Here is a 16,041-nt window from a genome sequence, read left to right on the forward strand (position 1 = left end):
AGGTCAGCCTTTCCGGGGATCCGTCTGCTCCGACGCCGCACGGGACGCCCGCTCGCGCCAGCGCATGTACTCCGCTTCCGCGTCGCCCGTGTACGACCAGGGCGCCCGGGTGGCCCGTCCCTTGAGCAGATCGAAGACCGTCGCGGCCTCGACGAGAAGTCCGGCATGCGCGAGACCGTGAGCGAGATGGTTGAGATCGGCGACGTCCTGCGCCCCCTCGATGGGGGATCGGACCGCTATCCAGCGTTCCATGGTCTCCAGGAGATCCCAGCGCTCCCCGGCCCAGTAGCCGACCATGGTGTGCGGCCTGGCCCCTTCGGTCTCGGTGCGGTGCCGGAACTCCTCCGCGCGAGCGATCTGCGGCATGACCAGCAACGGGGAGCCGGCCGGTGCGTAGACCGCGCAGTCACGGGCGAAGGCGTAGGCCTGGCCGTGCGAGCCGTGCCAGCGCGCCGACATGTAGCGCAGAGCCTGATGGTGCGCCTCGCGGTGGTACCGGTCGCGGGCCAGGAGTTCCGGCCACCACCGGTTCATTGAATGGTTCCCGCTGCCGTACAGCCGGCCCAGCGTGATCAGCGATACCCAGGGATGGGGGTCCTCAGGGAAGGCCTCGGAGGCGTTGAGACAGATGTGGGCCGTGCGGTCCAGGCTGTCGGGTCCGGGCAGGGTTCCCGTACGGGCGGCCGCGAAAAGCCGCATCACCTCGGTGTCCGCCCGCAGTACGACGGCGTCCGCGCTGTTCGGCTGGGCGGTCTGCCAGGCTTCCACGATCCGCTTGTCGGCGGCGGTGTGGGCCAGCAGCCGGATGCGGTGACTGCGGCGGTCCCAGTCCTTGTGGGGGCCGGTGGCCAGCAGATCGTGTGCGCCTTCCCAGCGGCCCATGACCATGTCCTCGCATGCTGCGGACAGCGCTTTGTCGCCGAAGGTCTGGTCGTAGTGAGGTGCCGCGGAGCGTCTTCGGTTCCAGGCCGGGGCCATGGCAGGCGTCCTTTGAATGAGAAGGCGGAACTGGAGTCAGAAGTCGGTGAGGAGCTCGTCCTGGTTCCTGGTCAGGTTGACGGCGTGCGTCTCGTCGGAGTCCGCGCCGCCGAAGGAATCGTCCATGGCGCGCGCCCGGTCGGCGTCGAGGCGCCCGGGCTCGAAGTACGGCCGCTGCCGGAGCCACGCGGTGAGCATCGGCGCGAGTCCCAGGGCGAGCGTGCCGAACCCGATGATCAGCGCCGACGTGCTCAGGGAGGCAACGGACTCGATCATGATCCACAGCATGAACAACGCGCCGGCCAGCGGCCAGAGTCCCATGAGAAGGAAGTTGGACGCGGAGGTGCGCAGAAGTTTGCGGTGGACGACGACGGCACTCAGTCCGGCGAGGCTGTAGTAGAAAGTGACCTGCAGACCCACGCCACTGACCGCGTCCGAGAGCAGCGACTCGCCGGGCTTCAGTCGGGCGGCCTCGACGATGGCGAGCGTGCTTGCGGCCACCGCGATGGTGGCGGTGGCCACCCACGGCGTGTGCCGCTTGGCGTGGATACGGCCCAGGACGGGGAGAAGCGTCCTGTCCCGGCCCATGGCGAACAGGGTGCGGCTGGCCTGGATGAGGGCGGTCTCCAGCATGGCGACCGTCGACAGCAGCAGCGCGAGCACCAGCAACGTGCCGCCTACACCTGGCCAGACCTGCTGACCGAGCGCGATCAGAATGCCTTCCGGGGCGCTCGACACGGCGGTCGGCGTCATGAGGACGTTGACCGCGACGGCTATCAGCGCGAACAGCAGGAACGCCAGGACCACACCGATGACCCCGCCGAACCCCGAACCACGCGAGCCGCGCCGGGTCTCCTCACCCAGATTGCTGGTCACGTCCCACCCCCAGTACGCGAAGGTGGCGATGAGCGCGCCCGTCACGAAGGATTCCTGTCCCTCGAAGTGACTGAAGCCGAACCAGGAGGGGGAGAACTCCGCCCCGCTCCCGTCGGACAGCAGCGCAGCCACCGCGAAGCCGATCAACAGGAACAGCTGTACGGCGGTGATGACGGCCAGCGCGCGGGCTCCGATCCGGGCTCCGTACGCCACCACCCCTGCCATCAGGAGGAACCAGCCGGAGCCGACGACCGCGGCCAGCACTGGGTCACCGACCAGGCTCGGCGCGACGAGTGAGAGCGTCGCATTGCCGGCGGGCACGGTGCTGGACGCCATGAAGACGGTGCAGGCGACCACGAGCGACCAGCCGCACAGGAACCCGAGGAAGGGGTGCAACGACCGGGCGACCCAGCTGTATGCGGCCCCCGCGTTGGGGTCCACGCGGCCGAGTTGCCGGTAGGCCAGGGCGATGCCGATCACCGGTATGGCGCAATAGAGCAGAGCCGCGGGGCTTGCCACACCGACGGCGGCGATCAGCGCGGGAATCGTTCCGGCGACCGTGTATGCCGGACCACAGCCCGCGACGGCCATGACCACCATGTCGTACGTGCTGAGGGCATCCGCCCGCAGACCGCCACCGATGCCGGATCTCATGCTCAACGGACGTGCCTTTCAAGTGAAACCACAACGGCGCATCCGGCGGTGCTCCCCCATGGGACAGCAGGCCCGCCAGGGGCTGACGAAGAGGTCAGAGTGTGTCGTTTCAGCGACCCATGGGTCCACGGGCAGCCAGATATGCGGCTGACCGGCGTGGACTCGGCAGATCCTGCCGAAATGAATGTGAATTTGCAAGAGTTCGAGCAGCAGAATATCCACATTCATACGACGTGGCCGCACGCGAGTCCTGCGAGCACGTCATCCGGCTGGAGCCGGACCCGCCTTCAACGGCCTGGGCCACTCTGTCGGCCCCGCCGTTCTCCGGCCGATTGGCACCGCGCCGGGCGCGACAGGAAGCGACCGGTCTTGACGGTCATAATGAAGGAGTACGAGACGGTGGCTGCCCCCTGTTGCCCCTGCCCCGCAGCACCCTGCTCGCGCGACGCCTCGAGGTAAGGCGGTGACGCATACGTGTCTGTGCCCCGCCATGACGATGCTCCGTCCCCGAGGCGGTACGGAGAAACGGTATTCAGGCCCGAGCAGAGCGGCGAGGCCGAGCGCATCGACCTCGGCGGGCTGACCTATGACGCCACCACCCTGGCCCGGCTGAGAGAGCTGGGAGCCGGCCCGGGCTGGCACTGCCTCGACGTGGGGGCGGGCACCGGCACCGTCGCAAGGCAGCTGCTGCGCCGGGCCGGGGTCGCATCCGTGCTCGCGGTCGACCGCGACGTACGTTTCCTCACCGCGTCCCCCACTGACGGGCTCCGGGTACTGGAGGCCGACATCAGCGCGCCGGACTTCGACCCGGGCCGGTTCCGCCTGGTCCACGCGCGGTTCGTCCTCATGCATCTGCCCTCCTACCGGCGCATGATCACCAAGCTCTGCGAGCTGGTGGCCCCGGGTGGTGTGCTGGTTCTCGGCGACGCCGTCGACCTGACGACGGCAGGCGAACCCAGTACTCCGTACACCGAGGTCATGCGAGCGATGTGGGAAGGCCTGCGAAACACCATCGGCACCGACGTCACCTGGGTGCCGCAGTACCCACGACTGCTGCGCGACGCGGGTCTCACCTCCGTCGCGGCCGAGATCCATGTACCTCCCTTGCTGCCCGGCAGCCCCATCAGCCGCTTCTGGGCGCAGACTTGGGACCGGGCCAGGACAAGCATCGTGGACACCGGGCTGGTCGACGAAGCGACGATCGACGCGGCCATCCGTTCGCTCGACTCGTCCGAATGCGCCGCACTCTCACCCGGACTGATCACCGCTTGGGGATGGAAGCCCGAGGAGGCCCTTCCATGACGACCGACTCCGTCCGCTCGCAGCTGGAGCGCGTGTGGGAGCTCCACACCAGCAGCGAGTTCGCCACCCTCGACGTCGACGCGACGATGGAGACCATGACGGACGCACCAGCGGTGCTCCATGTGCCCACGCTGACCGATGGCCCTCTCAACGAGCTGGCGAGCACGGGGCGGCGTTCCCTGTCGGGGTGACATCGGTCGGGCCACGGCTCGGCCGGGCAGGAGGCTCACCCTCGGAGCAGCGGCAGAGGGTGGCGGTGGAGACCACGTAGATGTCGTTGCCGGAGAACGTGGCGGTGTAGCAGGTGTGCTTGTTCTGCTTGCCGGGAACCTCGCCATCGGCTCGTCCTCCGCCGGGGTGATGGCCACGCCGGTCGGTCCTTCACCGACGGTGTCGGTGTCGGTGGCGTAGACGTGGGAGCGATTCGTCGGACAGCGATGCGCTGACTGCCTCGCGGCGCAGGGCCGGCTATTGCCTGGTCTCGCACGAGGCGTACGCGGAGAGCCTGGCCACGATCAGAAGAGTCTTTGTCGGCAGCCGCGCCCACTTCGAGGCCATGACCAGGCGATCTCCGCGCACGGGACCCGGCCTGTCATCGACCGCGTCTTCGCCTTCGACGAGTGCGGGACGCCTACCTCTACTACGCCGAGGGCACCGCCTTCGGCAAGGTCGTGATCCGCATCGACTGAACTCCGCGCCCGACGCGCGAATCGACACCGTCATCCAGCATGCCTGATACGCAGGATCCTTGACCGTAGGTCGGCCCTCCATGATGCTGTTGTTGCGGCACATGAGGTGCGTGCCGTAATAAGCAACGCGTGCCCCATGGATTCGTATCAGCTGAGGAGTGGCCATGACTCACCAGGTCCGTGCTGTTGTCGCGCGGGGGAAGGGCGCCCCCGTCAGCCTGGAAACGATCATCGTGCCTGACCCCGGCCCGGGTGAGGTGCTGGTGAAAGTCGAGGCCTGCGGCGTCTGCCACACCGATCTGCACTATCGCGAGGGCGGCATCAACGACGACTTCCCCTTCCTGCTCGGCCATGAGGCGGCGGGCCGGGTCGAGGCGGTCGGCGAGGGCGTCACCGAGGTCGAACCCGGCGACTTCGTCATCCTGAACTGGCGTGCGGTCTGCGGACAGTGCCGGGCCTGTCTGCGGGGGCGGCCCTGGTACTGCTTCAACACCCACAACGCCAAGCAGAAGATGACCCTCGCCGACGGTACCGAGCTGTCCCCGGCCCTGGGCATTGGCGCCTTCGCCGAGAAGACGCTGGTGGCGGCCGGGCAGTGCACGAAGGTCGACGAGAGGGCGTCGGCCGCGGTCGCCGGGCTCCTGGGCTGCGGGGTGATGGCGGGCATCGGCGCCGCGATCAACACCGGCGCCGTCGGGCGCGGCGATTCCGTCGCCGTCATCGGCTGCGGCGGCGTGGGCGACGCGGCGATCGCCGGGTCCCGGCTCGCAGGCGCAGCCAAGATCATCGCGGTGGACGTCGACGAGCGGAAGCTGGCCACCGCGAAGAAGATCGGCGCCACACACACTGTCAACTCCAAGGAGACCGATCCGGTGGAGGCGGTCCGCGAACTGACCGGCGGCTTCGGCGCGGACGTCGTCATCGAGGCCGTCGGCCGTCCGGAGACGTACGAACAGGCCTTCTACGCCCGCGACCTGGCCGGGACCGTCGTCCTGGTAGGGGTGCCGACCCCGCAGATGAAACTGGAGCTGCCGCTGCTGGACGTCTTCGGACGCGGCGGAGCGCTCAAGTCGTCCTGGTACGGGGACTGCCTCCCGAGCCGCGACTTCCCGATGCTGATCGACCTCCATCTGCAGGGGCGCCTGGATCTGGAGGCGTTTGTGACCGAGACCATCGCGCTGGACGATGTCGAGAAGGCCTTCGAGCGGATGCATCACGGCGACGTGCTGCGCTCGGTGGTGGTCCTGTGATGTCCGCGCGCATCGAACGACTGGTCACGTCCGGAACGTTCTCCCTGGACGGCGGTACCTGGGACGTGGACAACAACGTGTGGCTGGTCGGCGACGACAGCGAGGCGATCGTCATCGACGCCGCGCACGACGCCGACGCCATCGTGGCCGCGCTCGGGGGCCGGGCGCTTCGCGCGATCGTCTGCACGCACGCCCACAACGACCACATCGACGCCGCCCCGGTGCTCGCCGACCGGACCGGCGCTCCGATCCTGCTGCACCCGGACGACCAGCCGCTGTGGAAGCAGACCCATCCCGAGCGGCTGCCCGACGGTGAACTGGCCCACGGCCAGATCATCACGGTTGCGGGTGTCGATCTGACGGTGCTGCACACCCCCGGCCACGCCCCCGGAGCGGTCTGCCTGTACGCGCCCGCTCTGAACGCCCTTTTCAGCGGTGACACGCTCTTCGCGGGCGGGCCGGGGGCGACGGGACGGTCGTACAGCCACTTCGGCACCATCATCGAGTCGATCCGGGACCGGCTGCTGGCACTGCCGGACGACACCGTTGTGCACACCGGCCACGGGGACACGACCACCATCGCCGCCGAGGCCCCGCATCTGCAGGAGTGGATCGACCGCGGGTTCTGATTGCGGGTTCTGACCGCCTCGCGTCGGCCTCGCGTCGGCATTCCATCGGGTGGGCAGCTCGTGATCCAGACGGTCGTTCGGCTCAATCGGTAGGCCGTCAGCGCTTGGCCGCAGGTTCGAGTCCCTGGCGGGAGCCGCCGTCAAGGGCTGGTCGCGCCGCATCCGCTGTGACCTGCGGAGATTCGCTGGTCGTGCAGATGGCGACGCATCTTCCCAAGACGCGCGTCGGCTGATCTCGACCGCAAGATGTGGCTGGTCGGGTCTACGGCGCTGACTGATCACTCGGGCCGGGGGGCGGGCTGAGGGGCGGTCCCAGCCGCTGCCGGTTGGCCCCGGTGGGTGTGCGTGGCCGTTGCTTCGTCGAATGAAGCTCAGTCTTTGAACTCCTCGGCGGTGTTTGTGGCCGGGGCGCGGCAGTTGAGGGACTCCAGAATCCTGTCACTTCTCCCGCGCGGCCTTGAGGTGGGTGGTGAGCTGTTGGAGGGCACCCCAGGTGGCCGCGCTGTCGCCGAGGGGGTAGTGGAGGGCGGGCGCTGCGCCGGAACCGAGCAGTACGGGGTGCAGGCCCAGGGGCGGGCGACTGGCGTGGGCCAGTCCGATGTCGCTGACGGGGTTGGTGCCGAGAGTGAAGGTGAGCGGGACCGGTGGCGTCTCGAAATGCGGGGGGGACGGTGAGGTCACGGCGGGCGGAGCGGAGGGAGGTGAGCATCGAGGCCAGGTTGTGTTCGGTCGCAAGGGTCTCGGCGAGGGGCTGGATGGTGTCGAGGGGCGGTGTCTCGCCCGGGCCGTAGCCCAGGGCGAGGGTGATGTCTTCTTCGACTCCGGCGGTGGTGCGGGTGATGCGCTGGGTGGCGATGGCGGGGCGGTCGGGGTGGCCGACAGCGATTAGCCAGGTCGGGCGAGGGGCACGGGTGCGGGTCAGGTCGGTCAACTGGCGCGTGGACCAGGGAAGGTTGACGGGTTCGGCGGTGCTCCAGCCCGTTGGAGGCGCGCCGGTGAGGTGTTGCCAGGTGGTTTCCAGGGCGCCGCCCAGCAGCAGGCCCGCGTCCGGGGCGTGCTGGGTGCGGAGGGAGACGATCAGCTGGCGGTCACCGGACGCGGGCTGCTCGGTGAAGGCGGGGACCGGGCCGGGATGCGTACGGATGGGGGTGAAAGAGCCGTTGTGCCAGCGGAGTGCGGCGCCGGAGAGGCCGTCGTAGTAGCCATGCTCGGGGTCCTGGACGATCCAGCGGTTGGGGTGGCCCTGGAGTGCGGTGCGGGTGGGGACGGTGAGGCGAGTCGTGTGCGGGGTGACGATCTGCAGCGCGCGGTTGGTGGTGGCCGCGGTGCGCAGGGCGTCGGAGAGCCAGCTGCTCATGGCGACGACGGGCCGGTCCTGGATGACCACGGCTGCCTGATCGGTGAGGACGTCAATGCCAGGAGGCGAGGTGTCCGTTGCCGGGGCTTGTGCGCTGTCGGAGATGAGGGGGACGACATCAGTGGTCACGGGGCCGGGGGGCCAGGTGGTGCCGCCCAGGACGGAGACGAGTCGGCCGGCGAAGGAGCGGGCGAGGGATTCGGCGTCGGGGACGGCGGTGGTGGACCGCGTCTCGGTCCACCAGAACGGACCTTGGGCGTCATCGATGGCCGTGCCGAGGAGGCGTGAGGCCTCGCCCGGGACCTGGACGAAGATGGGGGCTTCGACTGAGATGAGGGGATGTCCGCCGGGTGCGCGGAGCTGGACGACCGCGCCGTCGCCCGCGGAGTCCACCCGCACGTCGGGGCCGCCCGCGTAGAGACCCGCAAGCAACGTACGGATGTCCGGCATCGTGGGCGTGAGGGCGATGACGTCCTTGGTCACGGAGTGGGTTCCTGGTCTGCGAGAGCGGTCTGGATGAGCTGGTGGGGGCGGCCGCGGCGGACCAGCACACCGCGGCCCGGCGGCTGGGCGGATGCGTACAGGCCGGGGAAGAGCTGGCCCTCGGTGCGGTCCCCGGCCATGACCAGGGCCGCGGTGCCGGTCTCGCGCAGGGCGGTGAGGAAGGGTTCGTACAGGGCGCGGGAGGAGCCGGCGGTGCGGCGGGCGACGACGAAGTGCAGGCCGATGTCCTGGGCGGAGGAGATGTAGGGCAGGAACGGGGCCAGCGGCTGCTGGCCGGCGGTGGTGAGGATGTCGTAGTCGTCGACGAGGATCACGATGCGGGGGCCGGTGAAGCCTGAGTGGTCTGCCAGCGCGTCGAAGTCCACGCTGTCGTCCGGCAGCCGCTTTTCCAGTTCGGCGGCGATGCCGGTGGCCAGCGCCGCGGCGAGTTTCGCGTTGTGGGCGTAACCGCCGCGATACGGCTCGGGGACGACGGCGCGCAGTCCCCGGCGCGGGTCGAAGACGGCGAAGACCAGCTCGTCTTCTCTGTAGCGGGCGGTGAATTGCCGGGCCATGAGCCCCAGCAGGTTGGTCTTGCCGCATTCGTTGTCGCCGAGGATCAGCAGGTGCTGGTCCTGCTCGAACAGATCCAGCAGGACGGGTGCGAGGGTGTCCTGGTCGACGCCGATCGGGATCTTCTTCGGCTCGGCGGCCACCGACGGGAGTCGCTGTGCGGGCAAGTGGGTGGGCAATACCCGTACGGGGGCGGCGAGGTGGCCGTTCCAGGTGGCACGGATGGTGCGGGTCGCGTCTTCCAGTGCCGGGCCGAGGCCGTCGGCGGTGGGAACGGTGTCGATGCGGGGCAGGGCGGCCTGGGCGAAGAGTTTGCCGCCGGTGAGGACACGGCCGGGGGTGTCGGGGCTGAGGGTCTCGGAGAGTTTACGGTCGATGGAGGAATCGGTCGGGTCGTTGAGCCGGAGCTCCAGCTGGGTGCCGAACATGGACTGGGTGGCGATGCGGACGTCGTTCCAGCGGAGCATGCCCGCGACGATGTGGATGCCGTAGCCGCTGCCGCGCTTGAGAAGATCTACCACCGCGTCGTCGAGGTCGGCGAACTCGTCGCGCAGGGCGCCGAATCCGTCGATGAACAGGACGATGTCGGTGGCGCCGAGCTCGGGAAGTCCGCCCTGGGCGCGCAGGTGGCGGAGCTGGTCGAGGGAGTCGATGCCGTGCGTGCGGAAGGCCTCTTCGCGGGCGCTCAGCATGGCGCGGACCTCGGCGACGGTGCGGGCCGCGCGTTCGCGGTCGGCGCGGCCGGCGATGCCGCCCACATGCGGCAGACCCGCCAGGGCGGCGAGCCCGCCTCCCGACAGGTCCAGTCCGTAGAGAGCGACTTCGGTCGCTGGGTGGGTGAGGGACAGGGAGAGCGCGAGGGTGCGCAGCAGGGTGGTCTTGCCGGACTGCGGGCCGCCGATGACCGCTATGTGGCCGCCGGCCACGGTGAGGTCGAGGATCCACTGGCCCTGCGACTGGCGGCCTGGATCGTCGAGTAGCCCCAGGGGTACTCGCATGGTGCCCGCCCGGCGGGTCAGCTGCATGCCGCGTTCGGAAACGTCAAGGGGGCCTGCGGCCGCGTCCAGGGAGATCGCGTGCGGCAGCGGGGGCAGCCAGATGCGGCGTACCGGCTCGGCGGCGTCGCGAAGTTGGTCGACCAGGGTCGACATCACGGTCTGTCCGGTCTCGCGTTCCCGCATCGCGGGCGCGTCAACTGCAGCATCCGAAGCGTCCGCCCGTGTAGGGGAGTTGAAGGCAGGATAGGGCAGGACGAGCGGTCGCTCGTCCGCAGATTCGGGCAGGGCAGGTCCTCGATAGGCACCGGAGACGTAACCCGCCTTGAAACGCTCATACGTCGAGGTATCGACCTTGAGATAGCCGAAGCCCGGCAGTGGCGGCAGGTGGAAGGCGTCTGCGGTCTCCAGGACGGTACGCGACTCGTCGGCGGAGAAGGTGCGCAGGCCGAGCCGGTAGGCGAGGTAGGTGTCCAGGCCCTTGAGCTTGCCGCCCTCGATGCGCTGGCTGGACAGGAGCAGGTGTACGCCGATGGAGCGTCCGATGCGGCCGATGGAGAGGAACAGGTCGATGAAGTCGGGTTTGGCGGTGAGGAGTTCGCCGAACTCGTCGATGACGACGAACAGGTGTGGGAGCGGCTCCAGTTCGGGGCGCTGGGCGCGCAGCGCGGCGTAGTGTCCGATGTCGGCGACATTGCCGGCGTCCTTGAGCACTTGCTGGCGGCGCTTGACCTCGCCGGCGAGGCTGGTGTGGACGCGTTCGACGAGCCCGGCCTGGTTCTCCAGGTTGGTGATCACTCCGGCGACGTGGGGCAGGCCGGCGAAGGGGGCAAAGGTCGCGCCGCCCTTGTAGTCGACCAGGACCATCGCCAGATCCTCCGGCGGGTGGGCGGCGATCAGGGCCAGGACCAGGGTGCGCAGGAGTTCGCTTTTGCCGGAGCCGGTCGCGCCCACACACAGGCCGTGCGGGCCCATGCCGAGTTCTGAGGACTCCTTCAGGTCCAGCAGCACCGGTTCGTGGCGGTCGTTGAGGCCGATGGGTACTCGCAGGAAATCCCGTTCGCTGCGGGGCGCCCAGAGCCGGTCAAGGTCGAGGGCGGCCGGGTCGTCGATGCCGAGCAGGGCCGGGAAGTCGATGGGGCCGGACACCGGCGTGCCCTCGGCCACTGACTCGGCGGACAGCCGCAGGGGGGCCAGCATCCGGGCGATGCCCTCGGCCCCGGCGGTGCCGATACTGTCCGACGTGCCGGAGGCGGTGGGGGTATCGGGGTTACGCAGATCCTCGACCACGACCTGGTCGCCGTCGACCGTGATCCGCACCGTCACCTGGTCGGGTTCGTGCACCTGCTGCTCCAGCAGATGCAGCACGGTCACGCCCATGTCCGTGAGGCCAACTGCCACGTCGGGGCGGGCCAGTTCATCGGCGTTCTGCCCGTACTCGTCGCTGACGACCAGGAGCCGGTCGATGAGCACGAGCGCGTTTCTGTCGGACAGCCCGCGCCGCACCTCGGCCGCGTACGAGGCGCGCTGCCGCAGATCCGGTCCGATGAACCGCGCCAGCTGCGGCAGACTCGGCGCGATCCGGCGCGCCGCGACCGGCCCGTCGTCCGTCTGCGTATCCAGGATGTGGGGCAGCCACTTGACCCACTCCCACTCCTCAAGCCGCTCGCCGGGCACGCCGAGCGCGAGTGCCAAGTCGTCGGGCGCGTGGGTGACGGCGGCCTGGATGAGCAGGGCGCGGGCGACGCGCAGCACGCCCTCCCGGTCGCCGACGATGCTGACATTCCCGGCCCGGTCCAGGGGGACGGTCAGGGGGAAGTCGGTGGTTGTGGTGAACCGGGCCACCAGCGCCCGCGCCTCGTTCAGCATGAACGGATCCGGCTGGAGTCCTAGGCATCGAAGGGGGCGAACTCCGACGTTTTGAGCTCGTCGAGCACATCCTTGGCGCTCTCGACGGTCAGCACCATGGCCTCGGCGGCCTTGTCCGTGCGGAAGTGATGACGCGAAACGATCGCCGTCATGTACGCCTCAGGTGGGGAACTCACCGAGCCAGCCGTGCTGGAGCAGGTGCTTGGGCAGGTACTCGGACTCGATCTGGATGGGGATTCCGCCGTCGTGGGCGAGGCAGGCTATGGCGAGGGGGCCGAGGGCGATGGTGCCGTCGAGGTCCGCCTCCCGGTCCTCGTCCAGGGTCCAGTACGCCTTGTGCAGCTTCAGTGCCTCCTCCAGGGCCGGACTGAAGCCCTCCTCGTCCTTGCGCACGAAGTGGTAGAAGAGGTTGATCGGCGGATAGAGCAGACCCTGCAGCAGGTCCCGCGGGGCGACCCGCGCCACCCCGGGATCCGACGCCTGGAACGCGGCGGTGAGCTTCTCCACTAGCCCTGGCCGCCGCAACCAGTACGTCTGCAGAGTGTCCACCCAGGAGTAGATGTACTCGTCGTACTGCCCCTCCGGCGAACGCAGCCGCTCCAGCGGAATCTCGCACAGCTGGGTCATCCGCTGCTGCTCACGGCAGACGACCGCCAGCCAGAATGCCGTCAGCCAGTTCCCCGCGTCGGCGAACGACCGTGGGCCGATGGCCGGAAGGATCCGCATCTTCCGGTCGATACGACACTCGACGGTTCCCTCGCTCGCACTCGTCACGGCGAACAGCGCCGAGCCCAGCTGCATCGCCTTGACCGCGGCCTCCCACGTCTCCGCCGCCGCCGCTCGTGGATCGACTATGCAGCGAGCGCGCAACGCCATGACAGCTGTGCTGAACGCGAAGTCGATCATGTCCGCTGACTCTTCGAGATCGTCGATTCGGCTGGCCACTCGCCGGCCCAGCCGCTCCGCGAATCGCTCGGCGTCGGGTCCTGGCGCACCATGCCGGGCAACAGTCACAGTCACGGAAGGGTCCCCTTGCTGATGTCGAACCGGCGATACTGATAGCCAGTATACGTTTCCGTGTTCCTCTCCCCCTTGACGACGACGTATTCCAGTTTGCCCTCCTTGAGCGCCTTTTCCAGGGAATCTACGAGCTCGAATTCACCTCGCTTTTCCATGGCGGCGAGGATGTCGGAAAAGTACTCCCGGCTTCCCTGGGACACTTACCTACCATCCGGAAGGGTGCGCCTGCCGAGCTCGGTGCCAGGACTGCTCTTGGCCTCGATGACGACCACTCGGCCGTCCTCGTGCTTCCACACCTGGTCGAACTGGTCATTGCCGTTCTTGGGCCCGAGGAGGGTCTCCTTCTCGAAGTCCGCGTAGCGCTCGGCGATGTAGTGGTGTTCTGCTGCCTTCTCACCGAATTTCTCCGTTGCTTCGCCCATCGCGGTGTGGGATTCCTGGTACGTCCCCTGGCTTCTCCCCACTGCGCGGCCGAATCGACGGTGCCTTGGATTTCGTGGGCCCTGCCGGTCTCTGCCTTCCAGTCCGCGACCTTGTTGTCCCACTCGACGGCGAAGTGGCGTGTCTGCGCGGCCTCTTCCAGGACCCGGAGCCTCGCCTTGCTCTTGACGGTGTCCGCCCCCACGCTGATGTACTCGTCATCTAGGAAATACGGTTTGGGCGGCGCAGGAACGTCCCTGGCACGAATCAACGGGGCGTCGTCCGACAGCCGGGTGAGATGAGGCGGAGTGAACCCGCTTTCGTCGTGGATCTCCAGGCTTCGGCGCGTGCCGTCCTTCCTGTAGTAGCGCTCGAAGTATCCGGGCTCATGGTTGGCCCGGTAGAGCTGGATCTCCTCGATCTGCTTCAGCGTGAGCGATCCGCGAGGGCCATAAGGGTTGGCTCCCTCACGTATGAAGCTGGGGCGTTGGACCTCCGTGTGCCCACCGGCGATGTCACTGTCCGGCCCGGTCGCGCCATCCACACCATCGCCGGTCCGGCCGACGTCGTCCAGCCCGCCCCTTCCGTGGCTACCGGAGCCAGTAAGGGCATGGCCATTGCCGACCGTTCCAGCACCCGACCTGCGCGTCTCGGAACCGACAGCGTGTGCGGCTCCGACTCTGCCCGATGCCTCTCCCGGGCCGCGAGGGGTATGGCTGCCGCCCCCTCTGGTCGCAGCGTCATGACTGGCCTGTGGCGGGAGGTTTCCGCCCGCAGGGGCTGGACCCTCAGGCGCCCGGGCGCCGGCGCCGACCAGGGCAGGCTCGCGCTGGGACGGTACTTCTTCGGGGCCTGTCCGCTCGACGGAGGCCTTCTCCTGGTGAGGAGCGGTGGTGTTGACCTTGCCTTCCGCGTTGACGGGGATGAACTTGCCGTCCTTGATGAGGACTTTGGAGCCGTCGGGGAGTTCGATGACGCTGTGCAGGCGCTGCGAGCTCGCCGTGGTGTCGAAGACGTTGCGGATCCCGGCCGTGACCTCGGACAGCTTGGGCAGAGCGCAGATCGCCTTCCCGCCGACCGTGAGGCCTGCTGAGAGCGGGTCGAGGTAGGTGCCGACCTTGGACGCCGTACGGCCCCGCGCCGAGGGTGAGGAGGTTGAAGGTGACGGTGGCCGACGCGCGGGCGGGGTTCTGGCCCCACATGTCCCAGGCGACCAGGCCTTTGCCGAAATCTTTGGCAGCGTGCTTCTGCCGGACCTCGTCAGCGCTTTCCTCGTCCGGGCCGATCGTGTGGTCCATGACCCAGTCGTAGGGCTTGGCGGTGTACTGGCCGATGCCCCCGACCATGTCCCAGATGTGGCCCCAGGCGTCGCTGGTGTCTTCCGGGCCGATGCCGACGAGGGTCCCCAGGCCCTTGATGCCGCCCCAGATGTTGTCGACGATCAGCCCGTCCCACACGTAGCTCTTGGCCCAGTAACCGACCTCCCAGGCGTGGTGGGACTCGGATTCGGGCGTGCCCCAGGGCAGTTCCTTGGCGTGTTTGAGGGCTTCGAGGTCGTAGCCGTACATCACCGACTTGTCGTTGACGGTGTGGCTGCCGTCGTCGACCACGAACCGCGGGCCGCCCACGAGCGCCGAGATCTTGCTGGCGGCTCTGCGCTCGGCGTCCCGAAAAGCGCTCTCGGCGGCGCTCACGCCATCGATGAGCTTCTGTTGGCGGTTGATCTTGTCCTCGTCGTACGTCCAGTTGTCGTCGCCCGCGACGCTGTCGACGAATGCGAGGGCATCCGTCTTGAGCTGGGCCAGCTGCTTGGCGAGCGGCCGGGCCTCGATGGAGAAGGTGTCCAGTGCGTCAGCCACCGTCTCGAGCTTCGTCGCGAACGCCTCGGCCTTGTCCATGACCGGACGGGTGGTGTCGAACAGCTGGGTGTCCTCGGGCGCCTTGTAGACGCCGGCCAGTGCCTGAAAGCGGGAATGCACGTCCTTGCCGCCGTTGCGGATGCCGATGGCATCACTGCGCAGCGCGGAGACGTCCTTCTCCAGCTGGTCGAGGTTGCCGACGAACTGGGGTATGCCAGACGGCTCGATCATCGCTACTTCTTCCCGCCCTGTGAGCCGTCCGGCTTGGGCAGTTCGACCTCCGGCGCGGCCAGGGCGAGATGTTCCGCGTTCGCGGCATGCTCAAGATCCCCAGCGACGTAGTACGCGGTGGCCTCACGCGCGCCGTTCACGGACTTCGCCTTCGGTTCTCACTGAACCGGACGGCGGCGTGTCCGGATGCGGCGAGGTGCGATGCGCCAGGCGCTTGATCAGAGCGTTAGGTGGAGCGGGCTCAGCGGAGCCTGTAGCCGTCGTGCAGGGCCACACGGCCGAGTTCGAGTGATTGGTCCGGGCGCACCCACCACATGAGACGTGGGGCGGCGGGGGTGATCTTCTTGATGCTGCACCGCATCGCCGTGGCGTTGTCTGCCTGCGGCGGTGGGGTGCCCCGCCTGCCGTGTGTGTCCGCAGGGGGTGAACGCCCATGCGCCAAACCGGCCTGGCCGGTCTGCGGCTACGTCGCAGGCACCGGACCGCCATCGCGGACCCGACCGCGGCGAAGGCACCGGACCTGATCGGCGGCGCCTTCACCGCCGGGACCGTGAACACGAAGTACGTCGGCGACATCACCTATCTCCCGCTCGACGGCGGGAAGTTCCTCTACTTGGCCACGGTCATCGACCTCGCCTCGCGCCGTCTGGCCGGCTGGGCGCTCGCCGACCATATGCGGGCCGAACTCGTCACCGACGCCCTAGCCGCGGCAATACGCACCCGGCAGCCTCGCCGGGGCCGTGATGCACACCGACCACGGGGCGCAATACACCTCCGCCGCGTTCGCGCAGCCTGCGCAAAAGCCGGCGTGCGCCAGTCCATGAGCGCAGTGGGCAGCAGCGCGGACAACGCGCTT

Annotated in this window: 13 protein-coding genes and 3 pseudogenes; 5 read left to right on the forward strand and 11 right to left on the reverse strand. The window is 68.6% G+C overall.

Annotated features, from left to right (window positions below; all coding sequences use genetic code 11):
* Nucleotides 1–3 precede the first annotated feature (3 nt).
* Both AB0D12_RS23035 and AB0D12_RS23040 read right to left on the reverse strand, forming a co-directional pair.
* The gene (locus AB0D12_RS23035) at nt 4–978 is read right to left on the reverse strand and encodes a hypothetical protein (RefSeq protein ID WP_362685885.1); all 975 of its coding nucleotides are present in this window, start codon (nt 976–978) and stop codon (nt 4–6) included.
* A gap of 36 nt (nt 979–1,014) precedes the next feature.
* Complete coding sequence (locus AB0D12_RS23040; protein WP_362686358.1) at nt 1,015–2,508, reverse strand: APC family permease; 1,494 nt, start codon at nt 2,506–2,508, stop codon at nt 1,015–1,017.
* Between the two features lie 474 nt (nt 2,509–2,982).
* Between AB0D12_RS23040 and AB0D12_RS23045 the strand changes: the two genes are divergently transcribed.
* The 4 genes from AB0D12_RS23045 to AB0D12_RS23060 all read left to right on the forward strand — a co-directional run bounded on the left by AB0D12_RS23045 (nt 2,983) and on the right by AB0D12_RS23060 (nt 6,378).
* Nucleotides 2,983–3,810, forward strand: a complete 828-nt coding sequence (locus tag AB0D12_RS23045) for a class I SAM-dependent methyltransferase (protein ID WP_362685888.1) — start codon at nt 2,983–2,985, stop codon at nt 3,808–3,810.
* The gene (locus AB0D12_RS23050; protein ID WP_362685891.1) at nt 3,807–4,001 is read left to right on the forward strand and encodes a hypothetical protein; all 195 of its coding nucleotides are present in this window, start codon (nt 3,807–3,809) and stop codon (nt 3,999–4,001) included. The genes AB0D12_RS23045 and AB0D12_RS23050 overlap by 4 nt, the downstream gene beginning before the upstream one ends.
* A gap of 662 nt (nt 4,002–4,663) precedes the next feature.
* Entirely contained in the window at nt 4,664–5,749 is a 1,086-nt protein-coding gene (locus AB0D12_RS23055) for an S-(hydroxymethyl)mycothiol dehydrogenase (RefSeq protein ID WP_362685894.1), read from the forward strand.
* A complete protein-coding gene (locus AB0D12_RS23060; RefSeq protein WP_362685897.1) occupies nt 5,749–6,378 on the forward strand; it encodes an MBL fold metallo-hydrolase in 630 nt (209 codons plus the stop codon). The genes AB0D12_RS23055 and AB0D12_RS23060 overlap by 1 nt, the downstream gene beginning before the upstream one ends.
* 438 nt (nt 6,379–6,816) lie before the next feature.
* Here AB0D12_RS23060 and AB0D12_RS23065 read toward each other — a convergent pair whose 3' ends face one another.
* The 9 genes and pseudogenes from AB0D12_RS23065 to AB0D12_RS23105 form a co-directional block, all read right to left on the reverse strand.
* On the reverse strand, nt 6,817–7,059 hold the full coding sequence (locus AB0D12_RS23065; protein WP_362686360.1) for a DUF6177 family protein: 243 nt from the start codon (nt 7,057–7,059) through the stop codon (nt 6,817–6,819).
* A pseudogene (locus AB0D12_RS23070) lies at nt 7,010–8,185 on the reverse strand (DUF6177 family protein); the annotation flags it as partial. The gene AB0D12_RS23065 and the pseudogene AB0D12_RS23070, both read right to left, overlap by 50 nt.
* A gap of 29 nt (nt 8,186–8,214) precedes the next feature.
* Nucleotides 8,215–11,667 (reverse strand): annotated as a pseudogene (gene eccCb / locus AB0D12_RS23075) (type VII secretion protein EccCb); the annotation flags it as partial.
* An 8-nt stretch (nt 11,668–11,675) separates the two neighbouring features.
* Complete coding sequence (locus tag AB0D12_RS23080; RefSeq protein ID WP_362685900.1) at nt 11,676–11,831, reverse strand: hypothetical protein; 156 nt, start codon at nt 11,829–11,831, stop codon at nt 11,676–11,678.
* Nucleotides 11,815–12,675 (reverse strand): immunity 49 family protein, encoded by an 861-nt coding sequence (locus AB0D12_RS23085; protein ID WP_362685903.1) that lies wholly within the window; start codon nt 12,673–12,675, stop codon nt 11,815–11,817. Before AB0D12_RS23085 ends, AB0D12_RS23080 begins: the two co-directional genes overlap by 17 nt.
* Nucleotides 12,672–12,875 (reverse strand): hypothetical protein, encoded by a 204-nt coding sequence (locus AB0D12_RS23090; protein WP_362685906.1) that lies wholly within the window; start codon nt 12,873–12,875, stop codon nt 12,672–12,674. The genes AB0D12_RS23085 and AB0D12_RS23090 overlap by 4 nt, the downstream gene beginning before the upstream one ends.
* Nucleotides 12,876–13,097: a hypothetical protein gene (locus tag AB0D12_RS23095; protein WP_362685909.1), complete on the reverse strand. Its 222-nt coding sequence runs from the start codon at nt 13,095–13,097 to the stop codon at nt 12,876–12,878.
* A gap of 786 nt (nt 13,098–13,883) precedes the next feature.
* Complete coding sequence (locus tag AB0D12_RS23100; protein WP_362685912.1) at nt 13,884–15,185, reverse strand: hypothetical protein; 1,302 nt, start codon at nt 15,183–15,185, stop codon at nt 13,884–13,886.
* Between the two features lie 2 nt (nt 15,186–15,187).
* Nucleotides 15,188–15,325, reverse strand: coding sequence for a DUF6507 family protein (locus AB0D12_RS23105; protein ID WP_362685915.1), 138 nt, complete (start codon nt 15,323–15,325; stop codon nt 15,188–15,190).
* Between the two features lie 293 nt (nt 15,326–15,618).
* Here AB0D12_RS23105 and AB0D12_RS23110 point away from each other — a divergent pair.
* Nucleotides 15,619–16,014 (forward strand): annotated as a pseudogene (locus AB0D12_RS23110) (DDE-type integrase/transposase/recombinase); the annotation flags it as partial.
* Nucleotides 16,015–16,041: the final 27 nt, after the last annotated feature.

The sequence above is a fragment of the Streptomyces sp. NPDC048479 genome (genome assembly GCF_040651435.1).
In the GTDB taxonomy this organism is placed as follows: domain Bacteria; phylum Actinomycetota; class Actinomycetes; order Streptomycetales; family Streptomycetaceae; genus Streptomyces.

Bases quoted from the DNA above. Each gene is read 5' to 3' on its own strand.
- AB0D12_RS23035 (WP_362685885.1), bottom strand. From the start codon at position 978: ATGGCCCCGGCCTGGAACCGAAGACGCTCCGCGGCACCTCACTACGAC.
- AB0D12_RS23040 (WP_362686358.1), bottom strand. From the start codon at position 2,508: ATGAGATCCGGCATCGGTGGCGGTCTGCGGGCGGATGCCCTCAGCACG.
- AB0D12_RS23050 (WP_362685891.1), top strand. From the start codon at position 3,807: ATGACGACCGACTCCGTCCGCTCGCAGCTGGAGCGCGTGTGGGAGCTC.
- AB0D12_RS23055 (WP_362685894.1), top strand. From the start codon at position 4,664: ATGACTCACCAGGTCCGTGCTGTTGTCGCGCGGGGGAAGGGCGCCCCC.
- AB0D12_RS23060 (WP_362685897.1), top strand. From the start codon at position 5,749: ATGTCCGCGCGCATCGAACGACTGGTCACGTCCGGAACGTTCTCCCTG.
- AB0D12_RS23095 (WP_362685909.1), bottom strand. From the start codon at position 13,097: ATGGGCGAAGCAACGGAGAAATTCGGTGAGAAGGCAGCAGAACACCAC.
- AB0D12_RS23100 (WP_362685912.1), bottom strand. From the start codon at position 15,185: ATGATCGAGCCGTCTGGCATACCCCAGTTCGTCGGCAACCTCGACCAG.